Source organism: Amycolatopsis sp. NPDC114504, assembly GCF_055633595.1.
Genome location: NZ_JBVKDU010000001.1, coordinates 274,541 through 300,610, shown reverse-complemented (window position 1 = coordinate 300,610; position 26,070 = coordinate 274,541). Strand labels below are relative to the sequence as shown.

The following is a 26,070-nucleotide window of genomic DNA, read 5'->3' as shown; positions in this document are numbered from 1 at the left end:
TGCCGCCATGGCGATTGTCGCGGTCCGGATCCACCCGGCGATCGGTATCGCCCGGGTGGGAGACAGTGCGAGTGGCTATTTCTTCGGCCCGGAAAAGAGCGGGGAACCGGGGGTTCCCGGTGACGGCCGGTACCGGGATCTTGACGGCCGGATCAAGCGGCAGGCCGCCCGGTTCCGGTTGTTCGCCTTCCACGACGACGGTCGCGTCGCGGAGCTGACCGCGGCGGACGCCGAGATCGAGTGGACGGTGCGGCTCGCCAACCGCAAGGCCGCGTCGCCGCGGATCGGCCACCGGGGCGGGGACCGCAACGCCGGGCTGCCGCGGGCCGGCCTGGTCATCGACAGCGGCGCGCGCAGCGTCGCGGGGCGGGCCGCCGCCGAGGCCGGGCTCGACGGGACGTTCACTGTGGACGGTCGGCAGCCGGTCGCGGTGCACCTGGGCGACATCTCGACCGACGCGGACGGCCGGCTGGTCGTGAAGGGGGGCCGGGGGAAGTCCGGCTCCCCGTCGAACCACCCGCTCGACGAGTCCGGTGACGTCGACGAGTGGTACGACGACGTCGCGGACGGGCCGGTGTCGGCCACCGTCCGGATCGGCGGAACCGCGTACGACGCCGAGCGGGCGTGGGTGATCGTCGGCCCGCCGACGTTCGCGCCGGCCGTCGGCAACGTGGTGCGGCTGTGGGACGCCTTGGTCCACGCGCTCGCCGACGACGCCGTGAAGACCGCCCGTCCTTCGTACGTGCGCGACATCTACCCGATCCTGCAGGCCGCGAACGACATCGGCGCGGTCAACTCCGCCGCCCGGGGCCGGCACCGCTTCCGTCACCCGGTGACCTCCGCCAAGGTCAAGGCCGACGTCCGGCGGCGGGTCACCACGGCCGGGCCCGGGCACATGCCGAAGCTGAACGACGACGACGGACGATCCGACGAGCTGTTCCTGACGCCCACCCAGCGCGGCATGATCCGGAAGTGGGCGGCCGGCGACGTCGACGACGACTGGCCCGCGGGCGCGGATTCCCCGCCGGTCGCGGCGGCGATCACCCCGGAGGAACTGGACCGGGCCGCGCTCGAGAACTGCGTCGGCGGTGCGCTGGGCCCGGGCATCGAGGCCGGGAAGTTCCTGCTGGACCCCGGCAACTTCGTCGACGAGCTCCGCCAGGGCCCGCACCCTTCGTTCCGGTTGGGACCCGGCGTCGGGCCCGGAGCGGTGACCGCCGGTCTTTCGGTGCCGTGGCAGGGCGACCTCCACCTGTGCCGCAGCTGGTGGGCGGAGGTCCCGGACCAGGTCACGCCCTTCGACGCCCCCCGCGGCTCGCGTCCGGTGGAGTGGATGCGGGGCGCGGAGGAGCTCGAGGACTTCGTGCACGGGCGGTGGGCGGGACTGGGTTTCGTCACGCGGCAAGGAGACGACCTCGTGGAAACCGACCGCGTGCTGTGATGCGGTTCGACGTGGTGGTGGCCGGTGGCGGGCCGGCCGGCGCCGCCACGGCACTGCGGCTCGCGCACGGCGGGGCGAGCGTCGCGATGTACGAGCCGTCGGACTACGCGCGGACGCGGCTGGGGGAGACGCTGGCCGCGGCTGTCGCGCCGATGCTGCGGGAGCTGGGTGCCGGCGACACGCTCGGATCCCTGCCGTCGTACCAGACCGCCAGTGCTTGGGGGACCGGCGAAGTCACGGTCCGGCCGTCCCTGCTGGACCCGTACGGCCCCGGGTGGCACGTCGACCGGGCCCGCTTCGACCGGATGCTCGCCGACGCCGCCGTCGCGGCCGGTGTCATCGTCCTGCGCCACCCGGTGACCGGGGTCGAGCGCGTACCCGGCGGGTTCCGGATCGAGGCGGCCGTGCCCGCGTACGCGTCGTCGATCGTGGACGCGACCGGGCGCGCGGCAAGGCTTTCGTGCCGCCTGGGCGCCCGGCGTGACCGGTTCGACCGGATGGTCTGCGTCGCCCGCGTCGTCGCCCTGCCTCCGGACGCCGATCTCGGGGACACCTTCGTGGAGTCCGCGGAAATCGGGTGGTGGTACGCGTCCCCGGTGCCCGGCCGGCGCCGTGTCGTCGCCTGTTTCACCGAACCGTCGGTCGCCGCCCGGGCCGGGCTCGTGTCGGAGGCGGGCTGGGCCGCGGCACTGGCCGCGACGAAGTACGTGCGCCGGCTGGCCGGGGCGGCTCCCGCCGGTGTGCCGTCGGTGGTCGCTGTGGGCGGGCACCTGCTGCGGCCGTGCGCGGAACCCGGCCGGCTCGCGGTCGGCGACGCCGCATTGGCGGTGGATCCGCTCTCGGGTGGCGGGGTGCCGTTCGCCCTGCGCTCGGCGGAGCGGGCCGCGGCCGTCCTGCTCGGTGGTGACGTCGAGGACTACCGGCGGTTCGTCGAGGACACTGCCGCGGCTTATTACGAGACGTACCAACGGATCTACCGCGCGGAAACGCGGTTCTCGCACGCCCCGTTCTGGCGGGCCCGGCAGCGACCCCTTCGCGATGTATCAGAACTACGGGTCCTCGTACCGATGAGGTGACCAGTTCGGACATCAGTGACCAGTGGAGGAGTGGCGATGTCTGTGGAGGCACAGGAATCCCCGGAGCCGGCTTCGGCCGATCAGGGCGAAAAGGACGGTTGTTCCGGCTGTGGCGGCGGGTGTGAGGAACGGACCCCGCGCGAGTGCCGCGGCCCGCGGCCCGTCCCGTGGCTGCCGTACGACCGGGCGCAGTACTTCTACGAGGGGCGCGTGTTCACGCTGGGGCGCTTCGACCAGGGCGTGCTGCAGCTGCGGGTGACCTACCAGCACATGCTGAGCCTGACCGGCCGGCAGCAGGGTCCGCTGCTCTACACCGTCACCTTGCTGCCGGGCGAAACGGTGGAGCTGTACGAGTTCGACCGCTACCGCCGCGTGCGTGCCGCCGAAGAGCGGCTTTCGGTGCACTCGTCGTTCCGGCAGACCATGAGCGCGCTGTCGCAGACGAGCCGGTTCTCGTCGGCGTCGGCCTACACCGACAGCCTCGTGGACATCCGCACGCACGCCGACACGTCGGTGTCCGCGGGCGGCGGGCTCGCCGGCTTCTTCGGGGCTCCCGAGGTGCGGGGCGAGTTCGGCGTCGCGACGGAGACGACCGTGGCCAGCGGTGCGTCGGCGGCGACGGCCTCTTCGCAGTTCACCCAGAACGCGATCACCGCGTCGCAGTCGACCGAGGCGGAACGCTCCGTCGTGGTGTCGAGCTTCGAAGACGCGGAGACGCAGAGCACGACGCGGCGAACGCTGGTGAACCAGAACCCGTGCCACGCGGTGACCTACTACGTCCGGCGGGTCATGGAGGTGTACAAGGCGTCGACCCGGGTGGAGTCGATCGAGTGGCGGATCGGCGACACGCCGTGGCGGACCGTCGAGGACCGGACCGCCGACGTCGAGCGGACCATGAAGGACCTCGGCGACGCGCTGCCCCGGCCCGATCAGGAGGTCACGGACGCCCGGCCGGTGACGTTGCCGACCGACGGCACGCTCTACGAAGCCGAGCTGGCGCACTGTTCTTCGTGCGACCCGATGCGGGAAGCCCAGCTGCGCGTGGAGACCGAGAAGTTCCGCATCGAGAACCGGCGGGCCTGCGTGGAGGTCGAGCTGCTCACCCGTGACCCGGAGCCGGCGGACAGCGCGGGCGAACCGGGATAACCGCCCTCGGTCGGCGGATCCGCCACGCGCGGGGCGGATCCGCCGAGCCGTTCAGCGCGCGCCGGGACGCCCGGAAGTTCCCGTCCCGGGCCGTCGTCGACACCACCTCCGGCCGCCGGTACGCCCGGCGACCACGTCACCGTCGTCCCGCACCGGCGCATCGCCGAGAAGGACCACCACGCGCCGGACCTCGAAATCCGTTACGGCGACGGCACCACGGTCACCGCCCGGGGCGCCCGCGCCGGCCGGCCTGGGTCGCCGGCTCGGGCGCGAACCTGAGCGTCCTGTTCCGCGAAGGGCCCCGTGGCAAGCCGGTCCCGGCGACCGAACGCGTCGTCAGCGGTTCATCGCACTGACCTCGTCCCGGACCCGCGTGCGCACAGCACCGTCCGAAGAGAGTCGCGTCGGGACGGACGGCTGCGCGCTGCGCACCGGACCGGCGACCGGGTACACCTGGTCCTCGCCGATGAGCGGGACGCCCGGGCACGTCGTGCTGCCGGGCCGGGAGTTCTTGGTCAGGAACACGTTGACCAGGCCGTCGACGCACGGGTTGCCCGCCAGCGCGTACTGGCCGTGGAACGGCGAATCATCCACCGACACCAGCGGGACGCCGGCCGAACGCGCCGCCGCGGACGCCTGCTCGTACCCCGTCTGCGGATCGAATTCCCCCTGCACAACCAGGATGTTCGCCGCCACCGACGCGGGGACGTCCGGCAGCTCGTGCTGGGGTGCGTCCGACCAGAAGCCGCACGTCTCGCCCAGGCCGTAGGCCCAGCCGAACAGCGGGTACCGCGGGCCCTGCCGGTCGCTGAGCCGCTCGTACCAGGACGCCGGGCGCGTCGGCTGGTCACCGCACGCGACGGCGAACCGGGTGCCGGGGCGCTGGGTGTAGTCCGGCGCCGCGGCGGCCACCCGCTCCGGCGTCAGCGACGCGGCCGGGACGCCGAACGCCTTGCGCGACACCGCATCCATCGAGTCCGCCAGCTTCGCCGGGGGAGTGGCGGACGTCCCGTCGAGCGCGGCGGCGCCCTGGAGGAAGACCAGCGCGCCGAGCAGCCATTGGAGCTCGCTGCCGTTGCCGACGAAGATGCCGTCGAAGGTGTCGGGCGAGACGCCGTGAGTGCCGTAGTAGGCACGGACGCGCTCCCACTCCGCCTTGACCTCCGCGGGCGTCCCGCCCAGCTGCTCCCCGAGGTTTCGCGCCAGCCAAGGCACGTAGAAATCGTCGAACTGGCGCTGGTCGATCACCGGGAACGCCTCGAAGTCGGCCTGCAGCCGGCCTTGGAAGTTCACGCTGGAGTCGAGCACGGTCTTGCCGGTGTGCTCGGGGAACAGCGACGCGTACTTGGCACCGAGCCAGGTGCCGTAGGAGTAGCCGAGGTAGTTCAGCTTCTCGTCGCCCAGCAGCGCGCGGATCAGGTCCATGTCGTGCGCGGTCTGCCACGTCGTGATGTACGGCGCGACCGCGTCGCTCTGGCACGCCTCGGCGGTGGCCCGCGGGATCTGCTGGTGTGCTGCGATGCTCGCCGCCGACCGGTCACGCGCGTCGAGGATTCCCTGCGGCAGGCGGCCGGTCGGGACCTGGCACTGGAAACCCTTGTCGTCGGTGCCGGCGTGGCCGGTGCCGCGCGGGTCCATGCCGACGAAGTCGTAGAGCTGGTGCACCGAAGGTTCCAGCGCGGCCAGCGAGCCGGCCAGCGGCGTGCCCTGGCCGCCCGGCCCGCCCGGGTTCAGCAGGAGCGCGCCCTGCCGCTCACCGGTCGCGGCGGCGCGGCTGATCGACACCTGGAGGTCGGTGCCCGCGGCCGGGGTGGCCCAGTCCCGCGGCACGGTGACGAGCGCGCACTGCGTGGGCGCGTCGCCGGTGGCCGGTTTGAAGGGGCAGTCGCCCCACTGGAGCTGCTGGGTCGTGTACGGCGTGAGCGGGTCCGCGGCCGCGGCGGGCACCGCCGCCGCGAAGAGGACGGCCGTCGCGGCCGCCAGTCCTGTCCGGGAAATGCGCACCGGGTGGTCCTTCCGTCGCCGGGTGGGTGCGCCCGAGCCTGGCCCGGCCGCGGCGGGCGGTGATCAGCCCGGAGGACTAGATCGGGGCTCGCGGCTCGGTCCCGGGTATGAGACGGCTCAGCGCGCGCCGGGACGCCCGGACCGTGATCATGGGGTCATGACCCGTCCGGGAATCGGTGTCGTCGGGCGCCGCCTCCTGCAGTTCCTGCTGGACGAGCTGCTCGTCTTCGTGCCGATGCTGCTGCTCGCGATCGCCGTGGTCTGGCTGTTCCACCCGCACGGCCCGGGGCTGCTGACGTTTCTCAAGGTCGTCCTGTACACGATGCTGGTGCTGGACTTCCTGGGCCTGCTGTTCGTCACCGTGTGGTGGCCGCACCGGCACGGCGGGCAGACGCCGGCGATGCGCTGGCTGCGCCTGCGGGTCGTCACGCTGGACGGCGCGCACCCGCCGCTGTCGGTGTTCGTGGTCCGGCAGCTGCTGATGCTGGTCGACGGCTTCGCGTGGGGACTGGTCGGCATCGTCGTGATGCTGGCGACGCGGCGTCGCCAGCGGTTCGGTGACGTCGTCGCGCGCACGGTCGTCGTCCGCGTGCCGAGGTCAGCGGGCCAGCCCGCTTTCCCAGGCCCAGATGGCGATCTCGGTGCGGTTGCGGGCGCCGAGCTTGCGCTTGACCGCGCCGATGTGGGTCTTGACCGTCGGCAGTGAAACCACCAGTGAGCGGCAGATCTCGTCGTTCGTCTCGCCGCGGGCCACGGCCTTCACGACGTCGAGTTCCCGTGGGGTGAGCGGGTTTTCGGGCTCGGGAGCGGTCCGGGGACCGCGACGCGCGTAGTGCGCCAGCAGCCGCGTCGTGATCGCGGGGGAGACGAGGGCTTCACCGTGGGCGGCCGCGTGCACGGCTTCGATGAGCAGGTTCGGCCCGGCGTCCTTGAGCAGGAACCCGCAGGCGCCGGCGCGCAGGGCCGCGTGCACGTTCTCGTCGAGCCCGAACGTCGTGACCATCACGACGTGCAGCGGGTCCGGGACGCCCGTGCCCGCCAGCAGTTCCGTGGCACGCAGCCCGTCGACGCCGGGCATCCGGATGTCCATCAGCGTGACGTCCGGGCGCAGCTCGCGTGCCAGCCGGACCGCCTGGTCGCCGTCGGCGGCCTCGCCGACGACCTCGATGTCCGGCTCGCCTTCGAGGATCAGCCGGAACCCCGCGCGGACCATCGCCTGGTCGTCGGCGATCAGCACTCGCGTCGGCAACCCCGTCTCCCCTCGCCTCAGCCGGGTTCGAGCGGCAGCCGCGCGAGCACGCGCCAGCGCCGGCCTTCCGCCGGTCCGGCCTGCACCGTACCGCCCACCGCCGCGACCCGCTCCGCCATGCCGAGCAGGCCGTAGCCGCCCCGGCGGGCGGGCCGGGCGGCGCCGTCGTTGACCACCTCGACGCGCAGCTCGCCGCGCGGTTCGTGGTGGACGAGCACCCGGACCTCGGCGGCGTCGGGGGCGTGCCGGCGGATGTTGGTGAGGGACTCGGTGAGCAGCCGGTGCGCGGTGGTGACGACCTCGGGGGCGACGGCGAGAGTGGCGAGATCCGGGCTGACGTCGAGGTGGATCCGGTCGTCGTCGGGCACCGCGCGGTCGACGGCGGTGGCGAGGTCGGCGGGCGGCACGAAGAGGTCTTCGTCGCCGGTCCGCAACGCGCCGACGAGCCGCCGCATCGCGGAAAGCGCGGTCGCGCCCGCGGTTTCCAGCTCGGCGAAGGTCGCGGTGTCGCCGCCGCTGCGCTCGGCGACGCGGTGCGCGGCCTGGACGCGCACGACGATGCCGGTGATCTGGTGGGCGACGAGGTCGTGCAGCTCGCGCGCGAGCCGGAGCCGTTCCGCGGACCGCAGTTCCAGGACGTCCACGCGGTGGCGGACGTCGGCGTCGCGCAGGACCAGCCCGCCGGCCAGCGCGCCGCCCCAGACCACCGCGGCTCCGGCGGCGTAGAGCGCGGCGGGGGAGCCGGTGCCGTAGCGCAGGATCGGGGCGAGGGTGGCCGCGCAGCCGCCGAGCACGGCCTGGACGGCGGCCGCCCGAGGCGGCAGCCGGTGGCAGCAGGCGCCGACCACGAGCGCGATCGCGAGGGCTTCGGCCGCGCCGGGCTGCGGTGGGAGCCGTGCGCCCGTCGTCGCGAGCACGGCCGCGACCGCCGAGCCCAGCAGCGAAAGCCCGGATACGGCGGTGGCCAGCGCGGCCACCCGGTCGGGGAACCGGCGGCGCAGTACGGCCAGCAGCGCCACGACCGGCCCGACGCCCGGCGCGAACTCGGCGGCGACGGTGACCAGCTGGCCCTGACCGGGCAGGGCCCGGGCCGCGAAGACCAGGTCGAGCACCACCAGCACGCCGAGGACCGCCGCCTCGGCCACCAGCGGGCCGCGGCGGCCGGTCCACGGGATGCCCGGGTGGCCGGCGAAGGTCATCCGCCGATCGTGCCCCACCCGGCGTCCGTCCGCCGCGTTCGCGCCGGGAGTTCGTACCTGGGTATGAGACGGTGGGGAATTCTCGTACCGCCGGTTGATCGCTTCCGCCGCGGATCCCGCCAGGCTCGGAGCATGAACCGATTTCTGATGCGGGAGGCCGAAGTGGAGGCCGTGCCGCGGTCCGGGAAGATCGAAGGCCTGCCGGGCTGGTACTTCGTGCTCGTCGGCCTGCTGGTGGCGAGCAACGACTTCAGCCTGCAGTTCAGCGACCGGTACTCGTGGGTGGTGTACCTGCCGCTCGCGCTGGTCGCGGTCCACCTGACGCTGTGGTTCACGCTGCTGTCCCGGCGCCGCAAGTACCTGCGCGCGGTCTGGCGCAGCAAGCAGGCCCTGGTCCTCGTCGCGGTGCTCTTCGCGCTGCGGCTGGGGCTGCAGCTCGGGCTGACGAAGCTGACCGACAGCGCGGCGCCGCTGCACAGCTACACGCACCTGATCCTCGGCCTCGTCATGCTGGTCGTGACCACCGCCGGGGCGTGGTTCGACCAGTGGCTGATCCTGCGTGTGGTGAACCGGGACGCCTGAGCGGTCAGCTCGTCCCGCGCACGACGAGCCGGTGCGGGGCGACGATCGACCGCGGCGGCCCGGGCTCGGCGGCCAGGCAGTCCAGGGCGAGCTCGGCGATGCGGTCCTTGTCCGGTGACACCGTCGTCAGGGCCGGGACGCTGAACCGGCCGTCCTCGATGTCGTCGAACCCCACCAGCGCCAGGTCGTCCGGCACGCTCAGGCCGCGGTCGGCGGCGGCGCGCAACGCGCCCAGCGCGAGCTCGTCGGTGAAGCAGAAGACGGCGTCGGGCGGCTCGGCGCGGTCCAGCAGCTCCAGCATCGCGCGGTGGCCGTCGGCCCGGTGCAGGCGCCGGACCGGGACCTCCAGCCGGGGCAGGTCCGCCAGCGCGTCGCGGTACCCGGCGAGACGCTGGCGGGCGGTCGCGTTCAGGGACGCCGGCTGGATGCCCAGCGCGGCGACGCGGCGGCGTCCGGTCGCCAGCAGGTGCCCGGTGGCCTCGCACGCGGCGGCGACGTTGTCGATCGCGACGTGGTCGACCCCGGCCGGGCCGTCGTGCTCGCCGAGCAGCACCAGCGGCACGGTGTCGGTGCGCGCGGCCAGCTCCGCGGGGGCCACCGCCCACGGGCTGAACAGGACGCCGTCGACGAGCTGGCTGCGTCGGCCGTGCAGCAGCTCCTTCTCCCGCTCGGCGTCGCCGTCGGTCTGGTCGATGAGGACGGTCAGGCCGCGGCGGCCGGCGATGCGGACCGTCCGCGCGGCGAGCTCGGCGAAGTACGGCGAATCGATCTCCGGGACGACCAGGGCCACCAGCCCGGTCCGGCCCTGCCGCAGCGTCCGGGCGGCCATGTTCGGCCGGTAGCCGAGCTCGTCGATGCTCGCCTGCACCCGCTCGCGGGTCGCCGGGGCCACGTAGCGGAAGCCGTTGACCACGTTGGACACCGTCCGCACCGACACCCCGGCGTGCTCGGCCACGTCCCGCAACTTCGGGTTCACGACGGCACCCTACCTCTTGCAACGTGGCATGCCACGTTGCAAACTGAAGACGCCACGCCGTCGTGACGCCTCGGAGGCTCAAATGACCACGGATCCGATCGCCCCGCTGCCCGCCGCCGAAGTCGAGTCCCTGACCGGCCGGCTGTACGAGGACGGCATCATCGGCCTGCCGCGGGCGTTCCCGCGCGAGTGGGTGCGCCGGCTCGGCGAAGACATCGACACGGCGTTCGCCGAGGCTCGCGCCCGGCCGGACGGCGCCGTCGGCCGCGGCCCGAACCGCTACTACGTCGAGATCCACCCCGAACAGCTGCGCGGCTTCGCCGACCTGGCCGCGCACCCGTGGATCACCGCGGTCGCCGAGGCCGTGCTGGGACCGGACTACCGGATCGTCGAGATCGGGTTCGACGTCCCGCTCGCCGGCGCGGTCGACCAGCCGTGGCACCGCGACTTCCCGATGCCCGACGAAACGGCCCGCCACCGCAGGCTGAACTCCCTGGCCGTCAACGTGACCGCCGTCGACACCGAGCCGGACATGGGCCCGTTCGAGATCGCGCCCGGCACCCACTGGGACGACGGCGCCGCGTTCGACCACGGCATGTTCCCGCCGCGCTCGGCCTACCCGCGCTACCGATCGCTGGCGGCGCGGAAGTTCCCGCGGATGGGGGACATCTCGATCCGCTCCGCGCTGACCGTCCACCGCGGCACCGCGAACCACTCCGCGAAGTCCCGGCCGGTGCTCGTGCTGGGCCTCGACGCGCCGGGCGCGGGCAACGACGAACGCCACGACACCGCTGTGACGCACGACTTCTGGGCGTCACTCCCGGAATCCGTGCGCGCCCACCTGCGCTGCCCGGTCGTCGACACGCTGGAGCCGATCACCCAGAAGCACACCATCGAGGGACTGGTGATGGGCGAATCCTGAACCGGATGTTTGCCGATCCCGGTGCGCGGCAACACTCCGGCATGGCTGATGCAGGGATCACCGAAGTGTCGGGCCGGGCCGGGATCGTCGCGGGACTGCGGCGGGTGCTGCTGGCGTTCGGAGTCGGCGGCGCGTTCGCGTGCCTCGCCTGGATGGCGCTGTGGCTCGCGATGCACGTGTGAGCGGCTAGAACTCGTCCGACTTGGTCAGCTCGTGCTCGAGCGAGTCCGCCCGCGCGACGACCGCCTTGAGCGGGCGCTCGAACTCGTGCTCGATGCTGAGGTCCTCCAGCGGCACGGTGTGCTTGAGCAGCGCGACCCCGTCGACCACCGCGGCCCCGCCGACGGCCGACGACCCGGCCAGCTCGAGCAGGCGCCGCAGGTCCAGCTTGTCGGCCCAGCCGACGGGCGAGGAGATCTCGACCCACGCGCCGCCGTGCAGTTCCTCCACGTGGTGCACCGTCACCTGCTGCGTCCGGCCGTCCGGACCCTCCAGGCGGAACCGGAGCCAGTCTTCGGTGTCCTCCAGGACCTCGTACCGCGTCCGGACAAAGTTGATCACATCGGTCCAGGTGGTCACCCGCTCCGCCTCTCCCTCGGGCCTGCTGCGCGGTCGCAGCATCTCACGAGCCCCCGCGTCAGATGATTCCGGCTTCGATCAGCTGCGGCCAGATTTCACTCTGGTCGGCGACGGTCACGCCGTGCTTCTCTGCCTTCGTGAGTTTGGCGGCCCCGACGTCGGCACCGGTGATGAGCAGGTCCGTGCTCGCCGAGACCGACGACGCGATGGTCGCGCCGGCCTTCTCGCACAATCTCTGGAACGTCGGCCGCGGAACCTTCTCGCCCGAGCGTGGGTCGCTGATCGAGCCGGTGACGACCACCGTCTTGCCGGCCAGGGGAGCGCCGGCCGCGACCACCGGCGGGAGGTCCTCCTCGCGCACGTCCAGCGACACGCCGCGCTCCCGCAGCCGTTCGAGCTCGGGCTGGAGCCGCGTGAGGTGCTCGATCAGCGACGCGGCGACCTTCGGCCCGATGTCCTCGACGGCGACCAGCCCCTCCACCCCGGCCTCGACGACGTCCTCGAGGGAACCGAACCCCGCCCGGCACAGGCGCGCGGCGGTGCCTTCGGACGCCATCGGGATCGCGAGCCCGATCAGCGCCCGGCGCAGCCCGACCGCCCGGCTCCCGTCGATCGACTCGATCATCCGCGCCGCCGAGACCTCGCCGATGCGGTCGAACTCCAGCAGCCGTTCCTTGGTCAGCGCGTAGAAGTCCGACGGGTGCTCGAGGTCGCCGGACTCGGCCAGCCGTTCGATCCAGACGCCGCCGATGGCCTCGATGTCCGCCGCGGCCCGTGACGCCCAGTGGATCAGCCGCCGCACGGTCTGGGCGGGACAGGCGACGTTGGTGCAGAACAGCTCCCGGCTGTTGCCCTGCTCGGTCAGCGGCTGCCCGCACGACGGGCACGCGCTCGGAGGCACGATCTCCCGCTCCGCGCCGGTGCGCTTCGACGCGTCGAGCACGCCGGCCACGAACGGGATGACGTCCCCGGCGCGGCGCACCAGGACGGTGTCGCCGATCTTGATGCCGCGGGCCTTGATCACCTCCTGGTTGGCCAGCGTCGCGCGGGTGACGGTGGTGCCCCCGACGAACACCGGTTCCAGCCAGGCGACCGGGGCGATCTTGCCGGTCTTGCCGACGTCCCAGATGACATCGGCCAGGACGGTGGTCTTCTCCTCGGCGGCGAACTTGAAGGCGAGCGCCCCGCGCGGCGAGCTCGACCGGGTGCCGGCGGCGGCGTAGGCGGTGCGGTCGGCGAGCCGCAGCACGGCGCCGTCGAGGTCGTAGTCCAGTTCGTTGCGCTGCTGTTCGATCTCGCCGATCACGGCCTGCGCGGCTGCAGCGTCGGCGCAGCGGCGCATGTCGGCCGCGGTGAAGCCGAGCGTCTGCAGTGCGCGGCCGAGGTCGGTCTCGGCGCTGTCGGGATCGGTGTCGAGGTCGAAGGCGAAGAACCGCAGCCGCCGTTCGGCGACGGTGGCCGGGTCCTTGGCCCGCAGCGTGCCGGCGGCGGCGTTGCGCGGGTTGATCAGCGGCTTGTCCGGGTGCGCGACGTTGTAGGCGGCGAAGGTGGACCGCAGCATGACGGCCTCGCCCCGCACCTCGACCCGCCCCGGCGCCTCGACCCGGTCCGGGATCCCGTCGGTCAGGGCCCGGACCAGCGGGGTGACGTCGTCGCCGGTCGTCCCGTCCCCGCGGGTGACGGCCCGGCGCAGCCGCCCGTCCTCGTAGACGACGGCGAGCGACAGGCCGTCCAGCTTGGGCATGACGACGACCGGCTGGCCGGGGAAGCGGTCGAAGAAGGCCTCGACCTGCTCCGGTTTCGTGGCTTTCTCCAGGGAGAGCATGGGCCGCGAGTGCCGGATCGGGGCGTGCAGGACCGCCGGGGCGCCCACCTGGTCGAGGGGGTTCGGGTCCGGGGTCAGGTCCGGGTTCGCCGCGATGAGCCCGCGCAGCTCGTCTTCGACCGCGTCGTACTCCGCGTCCGCCACCAACGGCGAACCCCGGTAGTACGCGTCGCGGAGGACCACGATGCGGTCGGCCAGTTCCTGTATGCGCTCCCGAGCTTCCACGGGGAGGACGTTACCGGTCGGGTACGACAGTTTCCCGTGGTCATCCCCGGTCCGGCCTCAGCCGTCGCCGAAGCGCTCGCCGATCTCCCCGACCTCCGGCAGGCCGACCAGCTCCGCGAAGTCCGTCAACCCTGGCAACTCACGAACAGCCTCGACCGGCGTCCCATCCGCCGCGATCCGGCCCAGCACCGCGCGCATCGCCTCGGTCGCCGCCAGCAGCGTCGAGATCGGGCAGATCACCAGCCGGAACCCGAGCTCGCGCAACCGGTCGCGCCCCACCGGCGGGGTCTTCCCGCCCTCCGCCCAGTTGAACAGCAGCGGCACGTCGCGGAACGTCTCGGCCACCCGTTCGATCTCGGCTTCGGACTGCAGCGCCTCCACGAACAGCATGTCCGCGCCCGCGTCCCGGTAGCGGCGGGCCCGGTCGATCGCCGCGTCGAGGCCTTCGACCGCACGGGCGTCCGTGCGGGCGATCAGCAGGAAGTCGGGGTCCGACCGGGCGGCCACCGCGGCCCGCACCCGGTCGACCATGGTCGGTGCCGGGACCACGCGCTTGCCTTCGAGGTGCCCGCAGCGCTTCGGCGCGACCTGGTCCTCCAGGTGGATCGCCGCGACGCCGGCGGCTTCGTACTCGCGGACCGTGCGGATGACGTTGAGCGCGTTGCCGTAGCCGGTGTCCGCGTCGGCGATGACCGGGACCTCCACCACCGAGCGGATGCGGCTCGCCGCCTGGACCATCTCGGTCATCGTCAGGAGCCCGACGTCGGGACGGCCGAGCAGCGACGCCGTCGTGCCGAAGCCGGTCATGTAGACCGCCGGGAACCCGGCCGCCTCGACCAGCCGGGCGCTCAGCGCGTCGTAGGCTCCCGGCGCGACGACGAGGTCGTCCCCGGCCAGCAGCTCCCGCAGCCGCGCTGGACCGGGCACGCGCGGTCCGAGCAGATCGGCCACGTCGATCACCTCCTCGCGGGGGCGTTCCCGAGCTGTCCCGGAGCCAAACCCACCCGCTCGAACACGATCTTCTCGTACGGACCGGCCGTGCCCGTCTCGTAGAGGACGCCGAGCGTGGCCGGGCCGGCCTGCACGAGGTCGGAGTAGGCCGCCGGCCCGGTGGTCAGCGTGCGGCCCGCGCGCCAGGTGTGCCCGCGGTCGGTGCTCAGCCGCAGCTGCATCACGGCGCGCGTGGCGGGGTCGGCCGGGCCCGAGTAGACCAGCAGCCACGGGATCGTCGTCTGCAGGACGCTGCCCTCGACCTTCGTCCCGGACAGCGACGGCTGCACCTGGTACGGCCGGACCAGCGTCTTCCCGCCGTCGACGCTGTAGCCGTCGACGCGGTGCTCGGCGGCGGAGCCTTGGTTGCGGCTGGAGAAGTAGAGGGTGCCGTCGGGCAGCTCGGTCGCGGTCGTCTCGTTCGCGGCGACGACGCCGTCGGTGCGGTCGTCGGTGAAGCCGATGTGCCAGGTGCGGCCGTCGTCGTCGCTGTAGAGGTCGTGGCCGCCGTAGTACTTCGCCTCGGTGCCGACGTCGGGGGAGCCGGCCGGCGGGGAGCTGGAATGGTTGGCGGGCACGACGATCCGGCCCGCGTGCGGGCCGTGCCGCAGGACCGTCGCGTGCCCGGGGCCGGTGGCGTACCACCGCCAGCCGGGCAGCTTCGCGTCGGCGGTGATGTCCCGGGCGGGGGACCAGGTGCGGCCGTCGTCGCGGCTGCGCAGGACGAAGACGCGGCGGGTGTCCAGCGCGGACGCCTGCCCGGACATGATCTGCTTCTCCGAGACCGGTCCGTTGTGGACGGTCAGCAGGACCAGGTCGCCGTCGCGCGCGAGGACCGGCGTCGGGTTGCCGGCGGTGGCGTCGCCGTTGCTGTCCACCACCGACAGCGGCCCCCAGGTGCAGCCGCCGTCACGGGAGGTGCGCGCCACGGTCTGGATGGCCCCGGAGTCCCCGGCCGAGTCCCGCCGCCCTTCGGCGAACGCGACCAGTGCCCCGTTGGCGGCGCGGACCACCGCGGGGATGCGGAAGGTGTCGTAGCCCTCGGTCCCGGAGGTGAAGGCCACGGACGACGCGCATCCGTGCGCCGGGTTCGCCGTGGCGGCGGGGGCGAAGGACAGCGCGGTCGTGGCCGCCGCCAGAAGGATCGTGCTGAGCCTGCGAATCGGGGACACCGGTTCGACCTCCTCGTCGAGGTAGGACATGGGATGTCTGACGTCCTATGTCTGGACAACCTAAGGAGGCCGCTGCGGTTCGTCAAGGACCACGCCGGGTGCCCGGCCGGGCCCGTGGGTGCGCGCCGTCGCCGGGTCACCTACCAATGGGGCTGGATCACCGGCGCCAGGCCTGGTATGCCTCTGCGCGTGACCATGGACCTGCACAGCGTCAACCCCTGGGAAGTGTCCTTTCTCCGCGAAGAAGTCGGCGGCTACTTCGCCCACGGTGTCGAGCTCGCACCCGGCGCCACCGTCCTCGACGTCGGGGCCAACATCGGCGTCTTCTCCGCGGCGGTCTACGAACGGCTCGGCGGTGACGTGCGGATCTATGCCTTCGAACCGTTGCCGCCGCTCTACGAGAAGCTGGAAAGCAACGGCCGGGACTTCTTCGCCGGGCGGCTGAAAGCGCTGCCCTTCGGGCTCGCGGCCGGTGAGGACGAGCTCGACTTCAGCTACTTCCCGGGCGCGACGATCTTCTCGTCGTCGTTGCGGGACGAGGGCAACATCGAGGCGGAGCGCAAGCGCGTCACCGCCAGCATCGTCGAGATGATCCGCCAGGGCGGCATGGGCCCGGCCGCCCGCCGCGTGCCGGCGCCGGTCCTGCGCGGGCTGGTCGGGCGGCAGCTGAAGGTGATGCGCGACCTCGAGACGCACCGCGTGCGCGTCCGGCCGCTGTCTCCGGTGCTCGACGAGGAAGGGATCGACCGCATCGACCTGCTCAAGGTCGACGTCGAGGGCGCCGAGCTCGAAGTGCTGCGGGGGATCGACGAGCGGCACTGGCCGCTGGTCCGGCAGGCCGTCGTCGAAGTCGAACGGTGGGCCGAAAACCGTGACCGCGTCCGCGAAGTCTTCGCCACGCGCGGGTTCGCCGTCAAGACGGTGCAGGACGCGGTCCAGCAGGCGGCCGACATCGGGATGGTGTTCGCGCTCCGCTGACCCTTGCCTTGACGCGCGCGTCAGTGTTTAGCGTCGTGCCGCGTGAAGTTCGGAATCAGCTACAGCACCCCCCACTTCGGCGTCGACCCCGCCACGCTCACGCGATTCGCGCAGGAGGCCGAAGACTTCGGCTTCGAATCGCTGTACGTGCCGGAGCACGTCGCCCTGTATCCCGGCGCCAGGATCGGGCCGATGGAGCTGGACCCGGCGCTGCCCTACGGCGACCCGCTCGAGTGCCTGACGTTCGTCGCCGCCCGCACGCGGCGCATCCTGCTCGGCACCGGCGTCCTGCTGCTGCCCTACCACCACCCGGTGGTGCTCGCCAAGCGGCTGGCGACGGTCGACCTGCTGTCCGGCGGACGCCTGCGGCTGCTCACCGTCGGCGTCGGCGCGCTGCCCGGTGAAGCCGCGGCGGCCGGCGTCGACTTCGCCACCCGCGGCCGCCGGGCCGACGAGGCGATCGACGTCCTGCGGCTGCTCTGGGCCGGCGGCGCGGACGGCGTCAGCCACGCGGGGGAGTTCTTCACCCTCGACGCCGTGTGCAGCTTCCCGAAGCCGGTCGGCGGCGCCCTGCCGATCCACGTCGGGGGGTCGAGCGTGGCCGCCGCGCGGCGGGCCGGGCGACGCGGGGACGGCTTCTTCCCCGGCGGCCTGCTCACCCCGGACGAGCGCCGCCGCCAGTTCGAGCTCGCCCGGGCCACGGCGAGCGAAGCCGGCCGGGACCCGGATGCCTTGCAGCACACGCGATGGGGCTCGATCGGAATGTCCGAAGAGGACGCCGAAACGCTCGCGCGGCAGGGTGTCACCCGCGTCGTCGTGAGCCCCACGACCGCCGACCCGGTCGGCCAACGCGAGGAGATGGCGGCCTTCGCCGAGCGGTTCGCCCTCGTTCGTCCGGTTGGGCCAGCCGAGTGACAGCGAAGGAGTCGTAAATTTTCTGATCGGTGTCTGGTTCTTGCGTGACGGCGCTCACTTGTTGCAGACTCGGGTGGCTCAGGCTCCCCGTCCCCCGCCGTCTCGAAGAAGAGAAGACGCCATGACTCGTACGCGCCTGTCCCGGCTCGTCGCCGGATTCCTCGCCGTGGGGCTGTCCGTCGCCGGGCTCTCCCTCGCCTCGGCGGCGAGCGGCCCACCCGGCTCACCCGGCTCACCCGAAGCGGCGGCGGCCGCGGCGGACGTGCCCCTGACCAGGACGGTGTCGGCGAGCAGCGCGCTGCCCGGCTATCCCGTCGCCAACGCCGCCGACGGGAACCAGGCCACGTACTGGGAGTCCGCGAACAACGCCTTCCCGCAGTGGATCCAGGCCGACCTGGGCTCCGCGAAGTCCCTCTCGCGGATCGTGCTCAAGCTGCCCACCGGCTGGGAGGCCCGCACCCAGACCCTCGCCGTGCGCGGCAGCACCGACGGCACCACGTTCACCGACCTCGTCGCGTCGAGCGGGTACGCCTTCGCGCCGGGCGCCAACACCGTCACGATCCCGGTGACGGCGTCGACCCGGTACGTCCGGCTGAACGTCACCGCCAACACCCAGTGGCCCGCCGCGCAGCTCTCGGAGTTCGAGCTGTACGGCCCCGACACCGGCGACACGCAGGCCCCGACCGCGCCGGCGAACCTGACGCTCACCGAGCCGTCCTCCGGCCAGGTCGCGCTGACGTGGTCGGCCTCGACCGACGACGTCGGCGTCACCGGCTACACCGTCTACCGCGACGGAACGGCCATCACCACGGTCACCGGCACGTCGTTCGCCGAAGCCCGGCCTGCCGGCACGCGCGTCGAGTACTTCGTGCGGGCCAAGGATGCCGCCGGGCACGAGTCCGCGGACAGCAACCACGTCGTGCGCCAGGGCACCCAGGCCGGCCAGAACCTCGCCGCGGGCAAGCCGATCGAGGCGTCCTCGACCGTCTTCTCCTTCGTCGCCGCCAACGCGAACGACAACAGCACCGCCACGTATTGGGAAGCCTCGGGCCAGTCGAGCACGCTGACCGTGAAGCTCGGCGCGAATGCCGACCTCGACCAGGTCGTCGTCAAGCTCAACCCGGACTCGGCCTGGGCCACGCGGACGCAGAACTTCGAGGTCCTCGGCCGTGACCAGGGCGCCACGGCATTCACCTCCCTCAAGGCCCGCGCCGACTACCGGTTCGACCCGGCCGCGAGCCAGAACTCCGTGACCATCCCGGTCAGCGGGCGGGCTGCCGACGTCCGGCTGCAGTTCTCCGCCAACTCCGGCGCGCCCGGCGCGCAGGTCGCGGAGTTCCAGGTGCTCGGCACGCCGGCGCCGAACCCGGACCTGGTCGTCACCGGCACGACCTGGACCCCGGCCAGCCCGACGGAGACCAGCCAGGTCGCGGTCTCCGCGACCGTCAAGAACGCGGGCACCGCGACCGCGGCGGCCACGACCGTCAACGTCAGCCTGGGCGGCACCGTCGTCGGTAGCGCGGCCGTCGGTTCCCTCGCGGCGGGCGCGTCCACGACGGTGACCGTCAACGCGGGCACCCGGCCGCAGGGCACCTACAGCGTCTCCGCGACGGTCGACCCGGCCGGCACGATCGTCGAGCAGGACGACACCAACAACACGTTCACCTCGCCGACTCAGCTCGTGATCGCGCAGGCGCCGGGCCCGGACCTCGAGGTCACCGGCATCACGTCGAACCCGCCGAACCCGGCGGCCGGCACGGCGGTCTCGTTCACCGTCGCGGTGCACAACCGCGGCACGAGCGCCGCGGGCACCTCGGTGACCCGGCTGACCGCCGGCGCCACCACGCTGACCGGTGCCACCGCCGCGATCGCGGCCGGTGCGACGGCGAACGTCGCGATCTCCGGCACGTGGACCGCCACCACCGGCGGCGCGACCCTCACCGCGACGGCCGACTCGGCGAACACCGTCGCGGAGACCAACGAGTCCAACAACGACCTCTCGCGGGCGATCGTGGTGGGCCGCGGCGCGGCCGTGCCGTACACCGAGTACGAAGCGGAATCCGCGCAGTACCAAGGACAACTGCTCCAGACCGACGCGCTGCGGACGTTCGGCCACACGAACTTCGCGACCGAGTCGTCCGGCCGCCAGTCCGTCCGGCTGGCGAGCCAGGGCCAGTACGTGGAGGTCACGTCGACAAACCAGGCCAACTCGATCGTGGTCCGCAACTCCGTCCCCGATGCGGCCGCGGGCGGCGGGCAGGACTACACGCTCAGCCTGTACGTCAACGGCACCTTCGCGCAGAAGCTGACGCTGTCCTCGACGCACAGCTGGCTCTACGGCACCACCGACGACCCCGAAGGGCTGACGAACCGGCCCGGCGGCGACGCGCGGCGGCTGTTCGACGAGTCGCACGCGCTGCTGGCGCAGTCCTACCCGCCGGGCACGAAGTTCAAGCTGCAGCGGGACAACGGTGACAACGCGGCGTACTACGTCATCGATCTGGTCGACCTGGAACAGGTGGCGCCGGCGCTGCCGAAGCCGGCCGAATGCACGTCGATCACCGAGTACGGCGCCGTGCCGAACGACGGCGTCGACGACGCCCCGGCGATCCAGCGCGCGGTCACCGACGACCAGAACGGCAAGATCGCCTGCGTCTGGATCCCGGAAGGACAGTGGCGGCAGGAGGCGAAGATCCTCACCGACGACCCGACCGTGCCCAACGGCGGCGGCCAGTACAACCAGGTCGGCATCTCCAACGCGACGATCCGCGGCGCCGGCATGTGGCGCTCGCAGCTGTACTCGCTGATCCAGCCGCAGGACGCGGGCACCATCAACCACCCGCACGAAGGCAACTTCGGGTTCGACATCGACAAGAACGTCCAGCTCTCCGACATCGCGATCTTCGGCTCCGGCCGGATCCGCGGCGGGGACGGGAACGCCGAGGGCGGCGTCGGGCTCAACGGCCGGTTCGGCACCGGCACGAAGATCTCCAACGTCTGGATCGAGCACGCCAACGTCGGCGTGTGGGTCGGCCGCGACTACAGCAACAAGCCCGAGCTGTGGGGCCCGGCCGACGGCCTGGACTTCAGCGGGATGCGGATCCGCGACACCTACGCCGACGGCATCAACTTCACCAACGGCACGCGCAACTCGCGGGTGTTCAACTCGTCCTTCCGCACCACCGGGGACGACTCGCTCGCGGTGTGGGCGAACCAGTACGTGAAGGACCCGTCCGTCGACATCGGGCACGACAACGTGTTCACCAACAACACGGTCCAGCTTCCCTGGCGCGCCAACGGGATCGCGGTCTACGGCGGGTACGGCAACCGGATCGAGAACAACCTCGTCTACGACACGATGAACTACCCGGGCATCATGCTGGCGACCGACCACGACCCGCTGCCGTTCTCCGGGCAGACGACGATCGCCAACAACGCCCTCTACCGCTGCGGCGGCGTGTTCTGGGGCGAGCAGCAGCAGTTCGGCGCGATCACGTTCTTCGCGCAGGGCAAGGACATCCCGGGCGTGACGCTGCGGGACACCGAGATCCACGACTCGACCTACGACGGCATCCAGTTCAAGACCGGGGGAGGAGTGGTGACGGCGGCGGTCACGAACGTCAAGATCGACCAGTCCAGGAACGGGGCCGGCATCCTCGCGATGAGCGGTGCCCGCGGCAGCGCGACGCTGACCAACGTGACGATCTCCGGCTCGGCGAAGGGAGACGTCGTCATCGAACCGGGGTCGCAGTTCGTGATCAACGGAGCACCCGTCCCGGCGGTGGTCGCCGCGGGCCGGCGCAGGGCCGGGTAGGGGACCGGGTGCCGGGGGTGTCCCCGGCACCCGGCCGGTCAGGCGGCCGCGGGCTGCGCTTCCAGCAGCTCGCGGCGCCGGGCGTCCTTGACCCACCACTTGCGGACGCCGGGCTTGCGGCTTTCGTACTTGAGCTGCCAGACCGTGCTGCGGCACACCCATTCCTTCACTTTCGCGCCGAGCCGGCCCCGCAGGTGGAGGCGGATCGCGGTGTCGTCACGGTGGGAGAACTGGAAGATCCCCGAGCGCCGCCCCAGGCTCAGGCACTGGCCGGCGAAGCCGACCTCGACCGGCTCGGGCCGCTCGCCCGCGAGCCGGCTGAGCACCGTCTCGGCGGCCTGCGGGCCGAGCTGGACCGCCGACTGGCAGCCCATCCGGTAGGGCAGGTCCGACGGCGCCGCCGCGTCGCCGGCCGCCACGATCCGGTCGTCGTCCACGCTGGTCAGCGTCTCGTCCGTGCGCAGGCGGCCCAGGTCGTCGGTGCTCAACCCGCTGCGCGCGGCCAGGTCCGGCACGCCGAAACCGGCGGTCCAGACAGTCACCGGGCTGGGCAGTTCACGACCGTCGGCGAGCCGGACGGCATCGCGGGTCACCTCGCTCACCACGGCGTCGGCGAGGACGGTCACGCCCAGCTTCGCCAGCCGTCCGGCGACCACGCGCCGGCCGCTCGGATGCAGGTACGGCCCGAGCTCGCCGCCGCAGACCAGCGTCACCGCGCGGCCCGCTTCCGCCAGTTCGGCCGCGGTCTCGATCCCGGCGGGGCCGGCGCCGATGACCGTCACCGCGGCCGCGCCGTCGAGGACCGGCCGCAGCTGCCGCGCCTCCTCGAGAGTCGTGACGGGGTAGGCGAACGCGGGCACGCCCGCGCCGGCGCTGCCCACGGCGTAGACCAGGTAGTCGTAGCCGAGGGCGCCGCCGTCGGCGAGCGTCACGGTGCGCGCGGCCGCGTCGATCCGCGTCACGCTGTCCACGACCAGCCGGACGCGCTCGGCGAGGACGTCGCGGTAGGCCACGACCGCGTCGCCGGAGCCGGCGGCGAGCTGGTGCAGACGGATCCGCTCGACGAAGTGCGGGCGCGGGTTGACCAGGGTGACGGCGACGTCCTCGCGGCGGGTCAGGCGGTTGGCGGCCATGACGCCGGCGTATCCGCCGCCGATCACGACGACCTCGGTGGGCTCGGTCATGGTGTCTCCTTCGATGCCGGGTTCGGCATCAAGACACCGCGCGGTCGATCCCTGTGACAGCTGTGGTTCAGCTCACGCCCCGGTGGGGGTCGTCCGGGTCCACTGCACGGCCGCGTGCCAGGCGGCGATCAGCGCCTCGTCGTCGGCGAAGCTCGGGCAGGTCCCGACCGGGACCCACGCCTGCTCGACCGGTTCGCCGTCCTCGACGCGCAAAACGGTCACCCCGGCGTATTCCAGTACTTCGCGGCCGTGCCCGGCGGGGACCGAGACCGCGCGGGTGCCCAGCTGCAGCCGCACCTGTCGTTCGCCCGTCATCGACCCCCGCTCTCCCTGTGATGCTCCACGGTGGTGTCGCGCACCGGCCGCGATTTGTAACAGCCCGGCGCCCCCGCCTGCGGTGAACGGCAGGAATCGCCCGGTCAATGGCCGACGGGCGACGAGCGGATGCGTCCGTTCGTGCTAATTGACGTGTAGAAGCGCCTCGGCCTGGTCATCCCCGATCCGGGGGAAACCTTTCTGGGGGAGGTGCCGAAGACATGACGCGGGAAAGTTTCGAGTTCGAGGCGGATCCGGCGCAGGTCAGGCTGGTGCGGTCGTGGGCGCGCGAGCAGCTGACCGCGGGCGACGTGCCGGACGACGTCGCGGAGGACGTCGTGCTGATCACCGGCGAGCTCGCCACGAACGCCGTCCGGCACGCCGCCGGGCCGCTGCGAGCTCTGCTGATCTGCGCCGACGCCGCGGTCTGGATCGGGGTGGAGGACGCCGGCGGGTCGGCGTGGTTCGACCCGGTCGTGCCCGACACGGCCCCGGCGGGCACCGGGCTGACCCTGGTCGCCGCCTGTTCGGGCCGGCGCGGGCACTTCCACCGCCGCGACGGCGGCAAGACCGTCTGGGCCGAGATCCCGCTCGCGGGCTGACCTCAGCCGGTCTGCTCGCGGATCCAGCCGGCGACCACGTCGACCCGGGCGATCGTCTCCGCGCCCGGCTGGGGGCACGGTGGCCCGGTGTTCACGATGGCCACCAGGCGTCCGGTGCGGTCGCCGTCGTCCGAGACGAAGAACGGGCCGCCCGAGTCCTCCGGGCAGGGGCCGTTGTCCACGGTGCGCGTGCCGATCGGCAACGCCTCCAGCGTGGACTGCGCGATGCCCGAGATCCGGAAGTGGCCGCGCTTGAGGTGGTCGGACGGGCCGAGCACGGTCGCCGAGTGCGAGCCCCAGCCCGCGAACTGCAGCTCCTCGCCAACCGAGGGGCGCTTCGAGGCCAGCTCCACCGGGGTGATGTCGTCCACCGGCGCGCTGAGCTTCGCGACGGCCAGGTCGTTGACGGGCGACTGGCGGACGTCGACGACCACCGCCGTGTGCCCGCCGGGGTCGCTGTCCTCGAGCCGCCCGATCGTCACGGTCATCGTGTACGGCGGCCGGCCGCCGATCCGCGCGTCCTTGAGGTCGTGGAAGCAGTGCCCGGCGGTGACGACCCACTGCGGCGCCACGAGCGAGCCGCTGCAGGCGCCGTCGCGCACGCCGCCGCCGGGGACCGGAATGTCGTCCGAGGTCAGTTTCGCGTTGAACGGGAGGATCGGGCTGGGCTTGGGCGTCGCCGTCGTCGCCGGAGGAGGCGGTGCGGGTGCCGGGTCGCGGCCCAGTGCGCTGGTGTCGGGCAGGCTGTGCCCGCCCAGTGCCGCGGCCAGCACGGGGCCCGCCGGGGTGCCGATGGCGGCGTTGGCGAACGCGATACCGGCCCCCACCAGCACCGCGACCGTCACGGCACGCGCGCGGAAGCGCCGCCGTCGATCCGAAGTCGTCCTCACACTCTTAATGCACGGATGAGAGGCCGAAATGGTTGTGCGAAAGCCCTATTTGCGCTTGCGCGACGCCGTCGCGATCGTCGGCCACAGCACCGAAACGACCGATTCGGGAATGTCGTCCCCGCGTTCACCGCGGTAGAAGGCGGCGAAGTAGCTGCCGAAGCACAGCGTCGCGATGGTGTGCTTGTCGATGTCGTCCCGGACCGCGCCGGCCTCCTGCAGCCGGGTCAGCACGTTCTCGACCAGCGTGACCCGCGGTTCGACGGCGTGCTCGCGCAGGATCCCGAGCAGCTCCGGCGTCCGGATCGCCTCGCCGGCGAAGTTGCCCATGAGGACCATGGCGTCCGGGTTGAAGTACGCGGGGTCCAGCCGGCGGACGGCTTCGACGAAGGCTTCCCGCGGCGCCAGGCCGGCCAGGTCGACGGCGTAGCTGTCCCGCTGCTTGCGGAAGCCGTAGTCGAGCGCGTCGACGACCAGATCGAACTTCGTGCTCCACCGCCGGTAGAGCGTCGGGCGGCTGACCTTCGCGTCCGAGGCGATGTCGCCGATGGTCATGAGCGAATAGCCGTCGCGCACGAGGCGTTCCCGGGTGGCCAGGATGATCGCCTCGTCGAGCGCGGCGTCGCGGGGACGGCCGCCGGGCCGCGGGGCGGCTTCGTCGGGTGTGGACACCATGGGGTCGAGCCTAGCGGATACGTTACGGCCAATCGCTGTTAAGTTACGTTGCTTGACTGTAACGAAATGTCGGCTTACCTTCGGAGCACCACCCCGGAAGGAGCCCCACGATGACCACCGCCCAGCAGCTGATCAACCGCAGCATCCCCTTCCTCGACGACGTCAAGAACCGGACCGCGGGCGGCGAACTGGAGGACTGGCTCAACGAGCACCACGGCCCCGGCAGCCCGCTGTACGACGACCTCGCGCGCATGATCACCGACGGCGTCCGGGCCGGCTGGGCGGCGAACATCGAGGTCGACGGCCCGAAGTACCGGCGCAGCCGGATCGCCGACCCCCAGGACGTGCTCAACTACTTCAGCGTCACCGCCGTGTACATGGACAGCGCCGAGCCCTACCGCGGGCAGTACCACCAGCACCCGTACGGCGAGCTCAACCTGGTGGTGCCGCTCGACGCGGGCGCGAAGCTGATGGGTCCGCGCGGCTGGAGCGGCCCAGGCTGGACCGCGCCGGGCCCGGGCAGCCACCACTACCCGGAGGTCAAGGGCGGTGCCCTGATCGCCCTCTTCTACCTGCCGGCGGGCCGGATCTCCTACGACATCACGCCGCCGGCCGAGTGAGCACCGTCGAGGAGGCGCTGCTGACGCGGCGCAGCTGCCGGGCGTTCCGGCCGGACCCGGTGCCCCGCGCGGAGCTCGAGCGGCTGCTGGATCTGGCGGCACGCTCGGCCAGCAACTCCAACTGCCAGCCGTGGCGGGTGCACGTGCTGACCGGCGCGGCGAAGCGGGCGCTGAGCGCGGACCTGCTGTGCGCGCACGACGAGGGCCGCCGCTCGACGGGGGAGTTCGCCTACCAGCCCGGCGCGGACCAGTGGCGGGAGCCGTTCCGCTCACGCCGGCGCCGCTTCGGCGAAGGTCTCTACCGGGACGCGCTCGGCATCGAGCCCGGCGACACGGCCGGCCGTCTCGGCCACCACCGGCGCAACTACGACTTCTTCGGCGCACCGGTCGGCATGGTCCTGACGGTCAGCCGGCTGCCGCTGGAGGGAGCGCTGGTCGACGCGGGCCTGTTCCTGCAGGCACTGATGCTGGCGGCGCGCGGAGCCGGGCTGCACACGTGCGCACAGGCGTCACTGATCGACTACCACCCGGTCCTGCGCCGGCACGTCGACATTCCGGACGACCACGTGATCGTCTGCGGAGTGGCGCTGGGGTACGCCGACGAAGGGCATCGGCTGAGCGAGCACCACACGACGCGCGAGCCGGTGTCGACGTTCGCGACCTTCCACGATGGCCTCCGGGACCCGGGCTGAGC

The 26,070-nt window shown here is 72.6% G+C and carries 25 protein-coding genes; 13 read left to right on the top strand and 12 right to left on the bottom strand.

Features of this window, described 5'->3' with window-relative positions; genetic code table 11:
• Positions 1-7: 7 nt before the first annotated feature.
• The 3 genes from ACZ7PG_RS01460 to ACZ7PG_RS01450 are packed head-to-tail and all read left to right on the top strand — an operon-like array spanning position 8 to position 3,663.
• Entirely contained in the window at positions 8-1,441 is a 1,434-nt protein-coding gene (locus ACZ7PG_RS01460) for a LodA/GoxA family CTQ-dependent oxidase (protein ID WP_470237116.1), read from the top strand.
• Positions 1,441-2,517 carry an NAD(P)/FAD-dependent oxidoreductase gene (locus ACZ7PG_RS01455; RefSeq protein WP_470237115.1) on the top strand — a complete coding sequence of 359 codons (1,077 nt, stop codon included), beginning with the start codon at positions 1,441-1,443 and terminating at the stop codon, positions 2,515-2,517. Before ACZ7PG_RS01460 ends, ACZ7PG_RS01455 begins: the two co-directional genes overlap by 1 nt.
• A 36-nt stretch (positions 2,518-2,553) precedes the next feature.
• Positions 2,554-3,663, top strand: a complete 1,110-nt coding sequence (locus ACZ7PG_RS01450; protein WP_470237114.1) for a hypothetical protein — start codon at positions 2,554-2,556, stop codon at positions 3,661-3,663.
• Between the two features lie 336 nt (positions 3,664-3,999).
• Here the strand turns inward: ACZ7PG_RS01450 and ACZ7PG_RS01445 are convergent, their stop codons facing one another.
• Complete coding sequence (locus ACZ7PG_RS01445) at positions 4,000-5,667, bottom strand: alpha/beta fold hydrolase (protein WP_470237113.1); 1,668 nt, start codon at positions 5,665-5,667, stop codon at positions 4,000-4,002.
• A 157-nt stretch (positions 5,668-5,824) separates the two neighbouring features.
• Here ACZ7PG_RS01445 and ACZ7PG_RS01440 point away from each other — a divergent pair, with 157 nt between their 5' ends.
• Entirely contained in the window at positions 5,825-6,373 is a 549-nt protein-coding gene (locus ACZ7PG_RS01440) for an RDD family protein (protein ID WP_470237112.1), read from the top strand.
• Here ACZ7PG_RS01440 and ACZ7PG_RS01435 read toward each other — a convergent pair.
• Both ACZ7PG_RS01435 and ACZ7PG_RS01430 read right to left on the bottom strand, forming a co-directional pair.
• The gene (locus ACZ7PG_RS01435; RefSeq protein WP_470238978.1) at positions 6,266-6,904 is read right to left on the bottom strand and encodes a response regulator; all 639 of its coding nucleotides are present in this window, start codon (positions 6,902-6,904) and stop codon (positions 6,266-6,268) included. The genes ACZ7PG_RS01440 and ACZ7PG_RS01435 overlap by 108 nt on opposite strands.
• 29 nt (positions 6,905-6,933) lie before the next feature.
• On the bottom strand, positions 6,934-8,115 hold the full coding sequence (locus tag ACZ7PG_RS01430) for a sensor histidine kinase (RefSeq protein ID WP_470237111.1): 1,182 nt from the start codon (positions 8,113-8,115) through the stop codon (positions 6,934-6,936).
• 132 nt (positions 8,116-8,247) lie between these two features.
• On the opposite strand from ACZ7PG_RS01430, the gene ACZ7PG_RS01425 reads away from it, so the two are divergent.
• Positions 8,248-8,697: a hypothetical protein gene (locus tag ACZ7PG_RS01425; protein ID WP_470237110.1), complete on the top strand. Its 450-nt coding sequence runs from the start codon at positions 8,248-8,250 to the stop codon at positions 8,695-8,697.
• A 4-nt stretch (positions 8,698-8,701) separates the two neighbouring features.
• On the opposite strand, the gene ACZ7PG_RS01420 is transcribed toward ACZ7PG_RS01425, so the two are convergent.
• Positions 8,702-9,673, bottom strand: a complete 972-nt coding sequence (locus ACZ7PG_RS01420) for a LacI family DNA-binding transcriptional regulator (RefSeq protein WP_470237109.1) — start codon at positions 9,671-9,673, stop codon at positions 8,702-8,704.
• Between the two features lie 82 nt (positions 9,674-9,755).
• Here ACZ7PG_RS01420 and ACZ7PG_RS01415 point away from each other — a divergent pair, with 82 nt between their 5' ends.
• Together ACZ7PG_RS01415 and ACZ7PG_RS01410 are read left to right on the top strand one after the other, a co-directional pair.
• Entirely contained in the window at positions 9,756-10,595 is an 840-nt protein-coding gene (locus ACZ7PG_RS01415) for a phytanoyl-CoA dioxygenase family protein (RefSeq protein WP_470237108.1), read from the top strand.
• Positions 10,596-10,636: 41 nt separating this feature from the next.
• Positions 10,637-10,777: a hypothetical protein gene (locus ACZ7PG_RS01410; protein ID WP_470237107.1), complete on the top strand. Its 141-nt coding sequence runs from the start codon at positions 10,637-10,639 to the stop codon at positions 10,775-10,777.
• Between the two features lie 4 nt (positions 10,778-10,781).
• On the opposite strand, the gene ACZ7PG_RS01405 is transcribed toward ACZ7PG_RS01410, so the two are convergent.
• Genes ACZ7PG_RS01405 through ACZ7PG_RS01390 form a run of 4 tightly spaced genes read right to left on the bottom strand, consistent with a single transcriptional unit; the run spans position 10,782 to position 15,416 of the window.
• A complete protein-coding gene (locus ACZ7PG_RS01405) occupies positions 10,782-11,174 on the bottom strand; it encodes a hypothetical protein (RefSeq protein ID WP_470237106.1) in 393 nt (130 codons plus the stop codon).
• Between the two features lie 58 nt (positions 11,175-11,232).
• A complete protein-coding gene (gene ligA, locus ACZ7PG_RS01400) occupies positions 11,233-13,224 on the bottom strand; it encodes an NAD-dependent DNA ligase LigA (RefSeq protein WP_470237105.1) in 1,992 nt (663 codons plus the stop codon).
• Between the two features lie 57 nt (positions 13,225-13,281).
• Positions 13,282-14,175 (bottom strand): isocitrate lyase/PEP mutase family protein, encoded by an 894-nt coding sequence (locus tag ACZ7PG_RS01395; protein WP_470237104.1) that lies wholly within the window; start codon positions 14,173-14,175, stop codon positions 13,282-13,284.
• A 5-nt stretch (positions 14,176-14,180) separates the two neighbouring features.
• Positions 14,181-15,416, bottom strand: a complete 1,236-nt coding sequence (locus tag ACZ7PG_RS01390) for a sialidase family protein (RefSeq protein ID WP_470237103.1) — start codon at positions 15,414-15,416, stop codon at positions 14,181-14,183.
• A gap of 165 nt (positions 15,417-15,581) precedes the next feature.
• Between ACZ7PG_RS01390 and ACZ7PG_RS01385 the strand changes: the two genes are divergently transcribed.
• The 3 genes from ACZ7PG_RS01385 (at position 15,582) to ACZ7PG_RS01375 (ending at position 21,093) form a co-directional block, all read left to right on the top strand.
• Complete coding sequence (locus ACZ7PG_RS01385; RefSeq protein ID WP_470238977.1) at positions 15,582-16,364, top strand: FkbM family methyltransferase; 783 nt, start codon at positions 15,582-15,584, stop codon at positions 16,362-16,364.
• A gap of 42 nt (positions 16,365-16,406) precedes the next feature.
• On the top strand, positions 16,407-17,279 hold the full coding sequence (locus tag ACZ7PG_RS01380) for a TIGR03619 family F420-dependent LLM class oxidoreductase (RefSeq protein ID WP_470237102.1): 873 nt from the start codon (positions 16,407-16,409) through the stop codon (positions 17,277-17,279).
• Between the two features lie 121 nt (positions 17,280-17,400).
• Positions 17,401-21,093, top strand: a complete 3,693-nt coding sequence (locus ACZ7PG_RS01375) for a CARDB domain-containing protein (protein ID WP_470237101.1) — start codon at positions 17,401-17,403, stop codon at positions 21,091-21,093.
• A gap of 38 nt (positions 21,094-21,131) precedes the next feature.
• Here ACZ7PG_RS01375 and ACZ7PG_RS01370 read toward each other — a convergent pair whose 3' ends face one another.
• Together ACZ7PG_RS01370 and ACZ7PG_RS01365 are read right to left on the bottom strand one after the other, a co-directional pair.
• A complete protein-coding gene (locus tag ACZ7PG_RS01370) occupies positions 21,132-22,277 on the bottom strand; it encodes an NAD(P)/FAD-dependent oxidoreductase (RefSeq protein ID WP_470237100.1) in 1,146 nt (381 codons plus the stop codon).
• 72 nt (positions 22,278-22,349) lie between these two features.
• Entirely contained in the window at positions 22,350-22,592 is a 243-nt protein-coding gene (locus tag ACZ7PG_RS01365; RefSeq protein WP_470237099.1) for a hypothetical protein, read from the bottom strand.
• Positions 22,593-22,813: 221 nt separating this feature from the next.
• On the opposite strand from ACZ7PG_RS01365, the gene ACZ7PG_RS01360 reads away from it, so the two are divergent.
• Positions 22,814-23,194: an ATP-binding protein gene (locus ACZ7PG_RS01360; protein WP_470237098.1), complete on the top strand. Its 381-nt coding sequence runs from the start codon at positions 22,814-22,816 to the stop codon at positions 23,192-23,194.
• 2 nt (positions 23,195-23,196) lie between these two features.
• On the opposite strand, the gene ACZ7PG_RS01355 is transcribed toward ACZ7PG_RS01360, so the two are convergent.
• Together ACZ7PG_RS01355 and ACZ7PG_RS01350 are read right to left on the bottom strand one after the other, a co-directional pair.
• Entirely contained in the window at positions 23,197-24,084 is an 888-nt protein-coding gene (locus ACZ7PG_RS01355) for a S1 family peptidase (RefSeq protein WP_470237097.1), read from the bottom strand.
• Positions 24,085-24,129: 45 nt separating this feature from the next.
• Positions 24,130-24,756, bottom strand: coding sequence for a TetR/AcrR family transcriptional regulator (locus ACZ7PG_RS01350; RefSeq protein WP_470237096.1), 627 nt, complete (start codon positions 24,754-24,756; stop codon positions 24,130-24,132).
• 110 nt (positions 24,757-24,866) lie between these two features.
• Between ACZ7PG_RS01350 and ACZ7PG_RS01345 the strand changes: the two genes are divergently transcribed.
• Both ACZ7PG_RS01345 and ACZ7PG_RS01340 read left to right on the top strand, forming a co-directional pair.
• Entirely contained in the window at positions 24,867-25,376 is a 510-nt protein-coding gene (locus tag ACZ7PG_RS01345) for a DUF4863 family protein (RefSeq protein WP_470237095.1), read from the top strand.
• Entirely contained in the window at positions 25,373-26,068 is a 696-nt protein-coding gene (locus tag ACZ7PG_RS01340) for a nitroreductase (RefSeq protein WP_470237094.1), read from the top strand. Before ACZ7PG_RS01345 ends, ACZ7PG_RS01340 begins: the two co-directional genes overlap by 4 nt.
• The last annotated feature ends 2 nt before the right edge of the window (positions 26,069-26,070 follow it).

Bases quoted from the DNA above. Each gene is read 5' to 3' on its own strand.
- ACZ7PG_RS01460 (WP_470237116.1), top strand. From the start codon at position 8: ATGGCGATTGTCGCGGTCCGGATCCACCCGGCGATCGGTATCGCCCGG.
- ACZ7PG_RS01455 (WP_470237115.1), top strand. From the start codon at position 1,441: ATGCGGTTCGACGTGGTGGTGGCCGGTGGCGGGCCGGCCGGCGCCGCC.
- ACZ7PG_RS01450 (WP_470237114.1), top strand. From the start codon at position 2,554: ATGTCTGTGGAGGCACAGGAATCCCCGGAGCCGGCTTCGGCCGATCAG.
- ACZ7PG_RS01440 (WP_470237112.1), top strand. From the start codon at position 5,825: ATGACCCGTCCGGGAATCGGTGTCGTCGGGCGCCGCCTCCTGCAGTTC.
- ACZ7PG_RS01430 (WP_470237111.1), bottom strand. From the start codon at position 8,115: ATGACCTTCGCCGGCCACCCGGGCATCCCGTGGACCGGCCGCCGCGGC.
- ACZ7PG_RS01425 (WP_470237110.1), top strand. From the start codon at position 8,248: ATGAACCGATTTCTGATGCGGGAGGCCGAAGTGGAGGCCGTGCCGCGG.
- ACZ7PG_RS01415 (WP_470237108.1), top strand. From the start codon at position 9,756: ATGACCACGGATCCGATCGCCCCGCTGCCCGCCGCCGAAGTCGAGTCC.
- ACZ7PG_RS01410 (WP_470237107.1), top strand. From the start codon at position 10,637: ATGGCTGATGCAGGGATCACCGAAGTGTCGGGCCGGGCCGGGATCGTC.
- ACZ7PG_RS01390 (WP_470237103.1), bottom strand. From the start codon at position 15,416: ATGTCCTACCTCGACGAGGAGGTCGAACCGGTGTCCCCGATTCGCAGG.
- ACZ7PG_RS01385 (WP_470238977.1), top strand. From the start codon at position 15,582: ATGGACCTGCACAGCGTCAACCCCTGGGAAGTGTCCTTTCTCCGCGAA.
- ACZ7PG_RS01375 (WP_470237101.1), top strand. From the start codon at position 17,401: ATGACTCGTACGCGCCTGTCCCGGCTCGTCGCCGGATTCCTCGCCGTG.
- ACZ7PG_RS01370 (WP_470237100.1), bottom strand. From the start codon at position 22,277: ATGACCGAGCCCACCGAGGTCGTCGTGATCGGCGGCGGATACGCCGGC.
- ACZ7PG_RS01365 (WP_470237099.1), bottom strand. From the start codon at position 22,592: ATGACGGGCGAACGACAGGTGCGGCTGCAGCTGGGCACCCGCGCGGTC.
- ACZ7PG_RS01360 (WP_470237098.1), top strand. From the start codon at position 22,814: ATGACGCGGGAAAGTTTCGAGTTCGAGGCGGATCCGGCGCAGGTCAGG.
- ACZ7PG_RS01350 (WP_470237096.1), bottom strand. From the start codon at position 24,756: ATGGTGTCCACACCCGACGAAGCCGCCCCGCGGCCCGGCGGCCGTCCC.
- ACZ7PG_RS01345 (WP_470237095.1), top strand. From the start codon at position 24,867: ATGACCACCGCCCAGCAGCTGATCAACCGCAGCATCCCCTTCCTCGAC.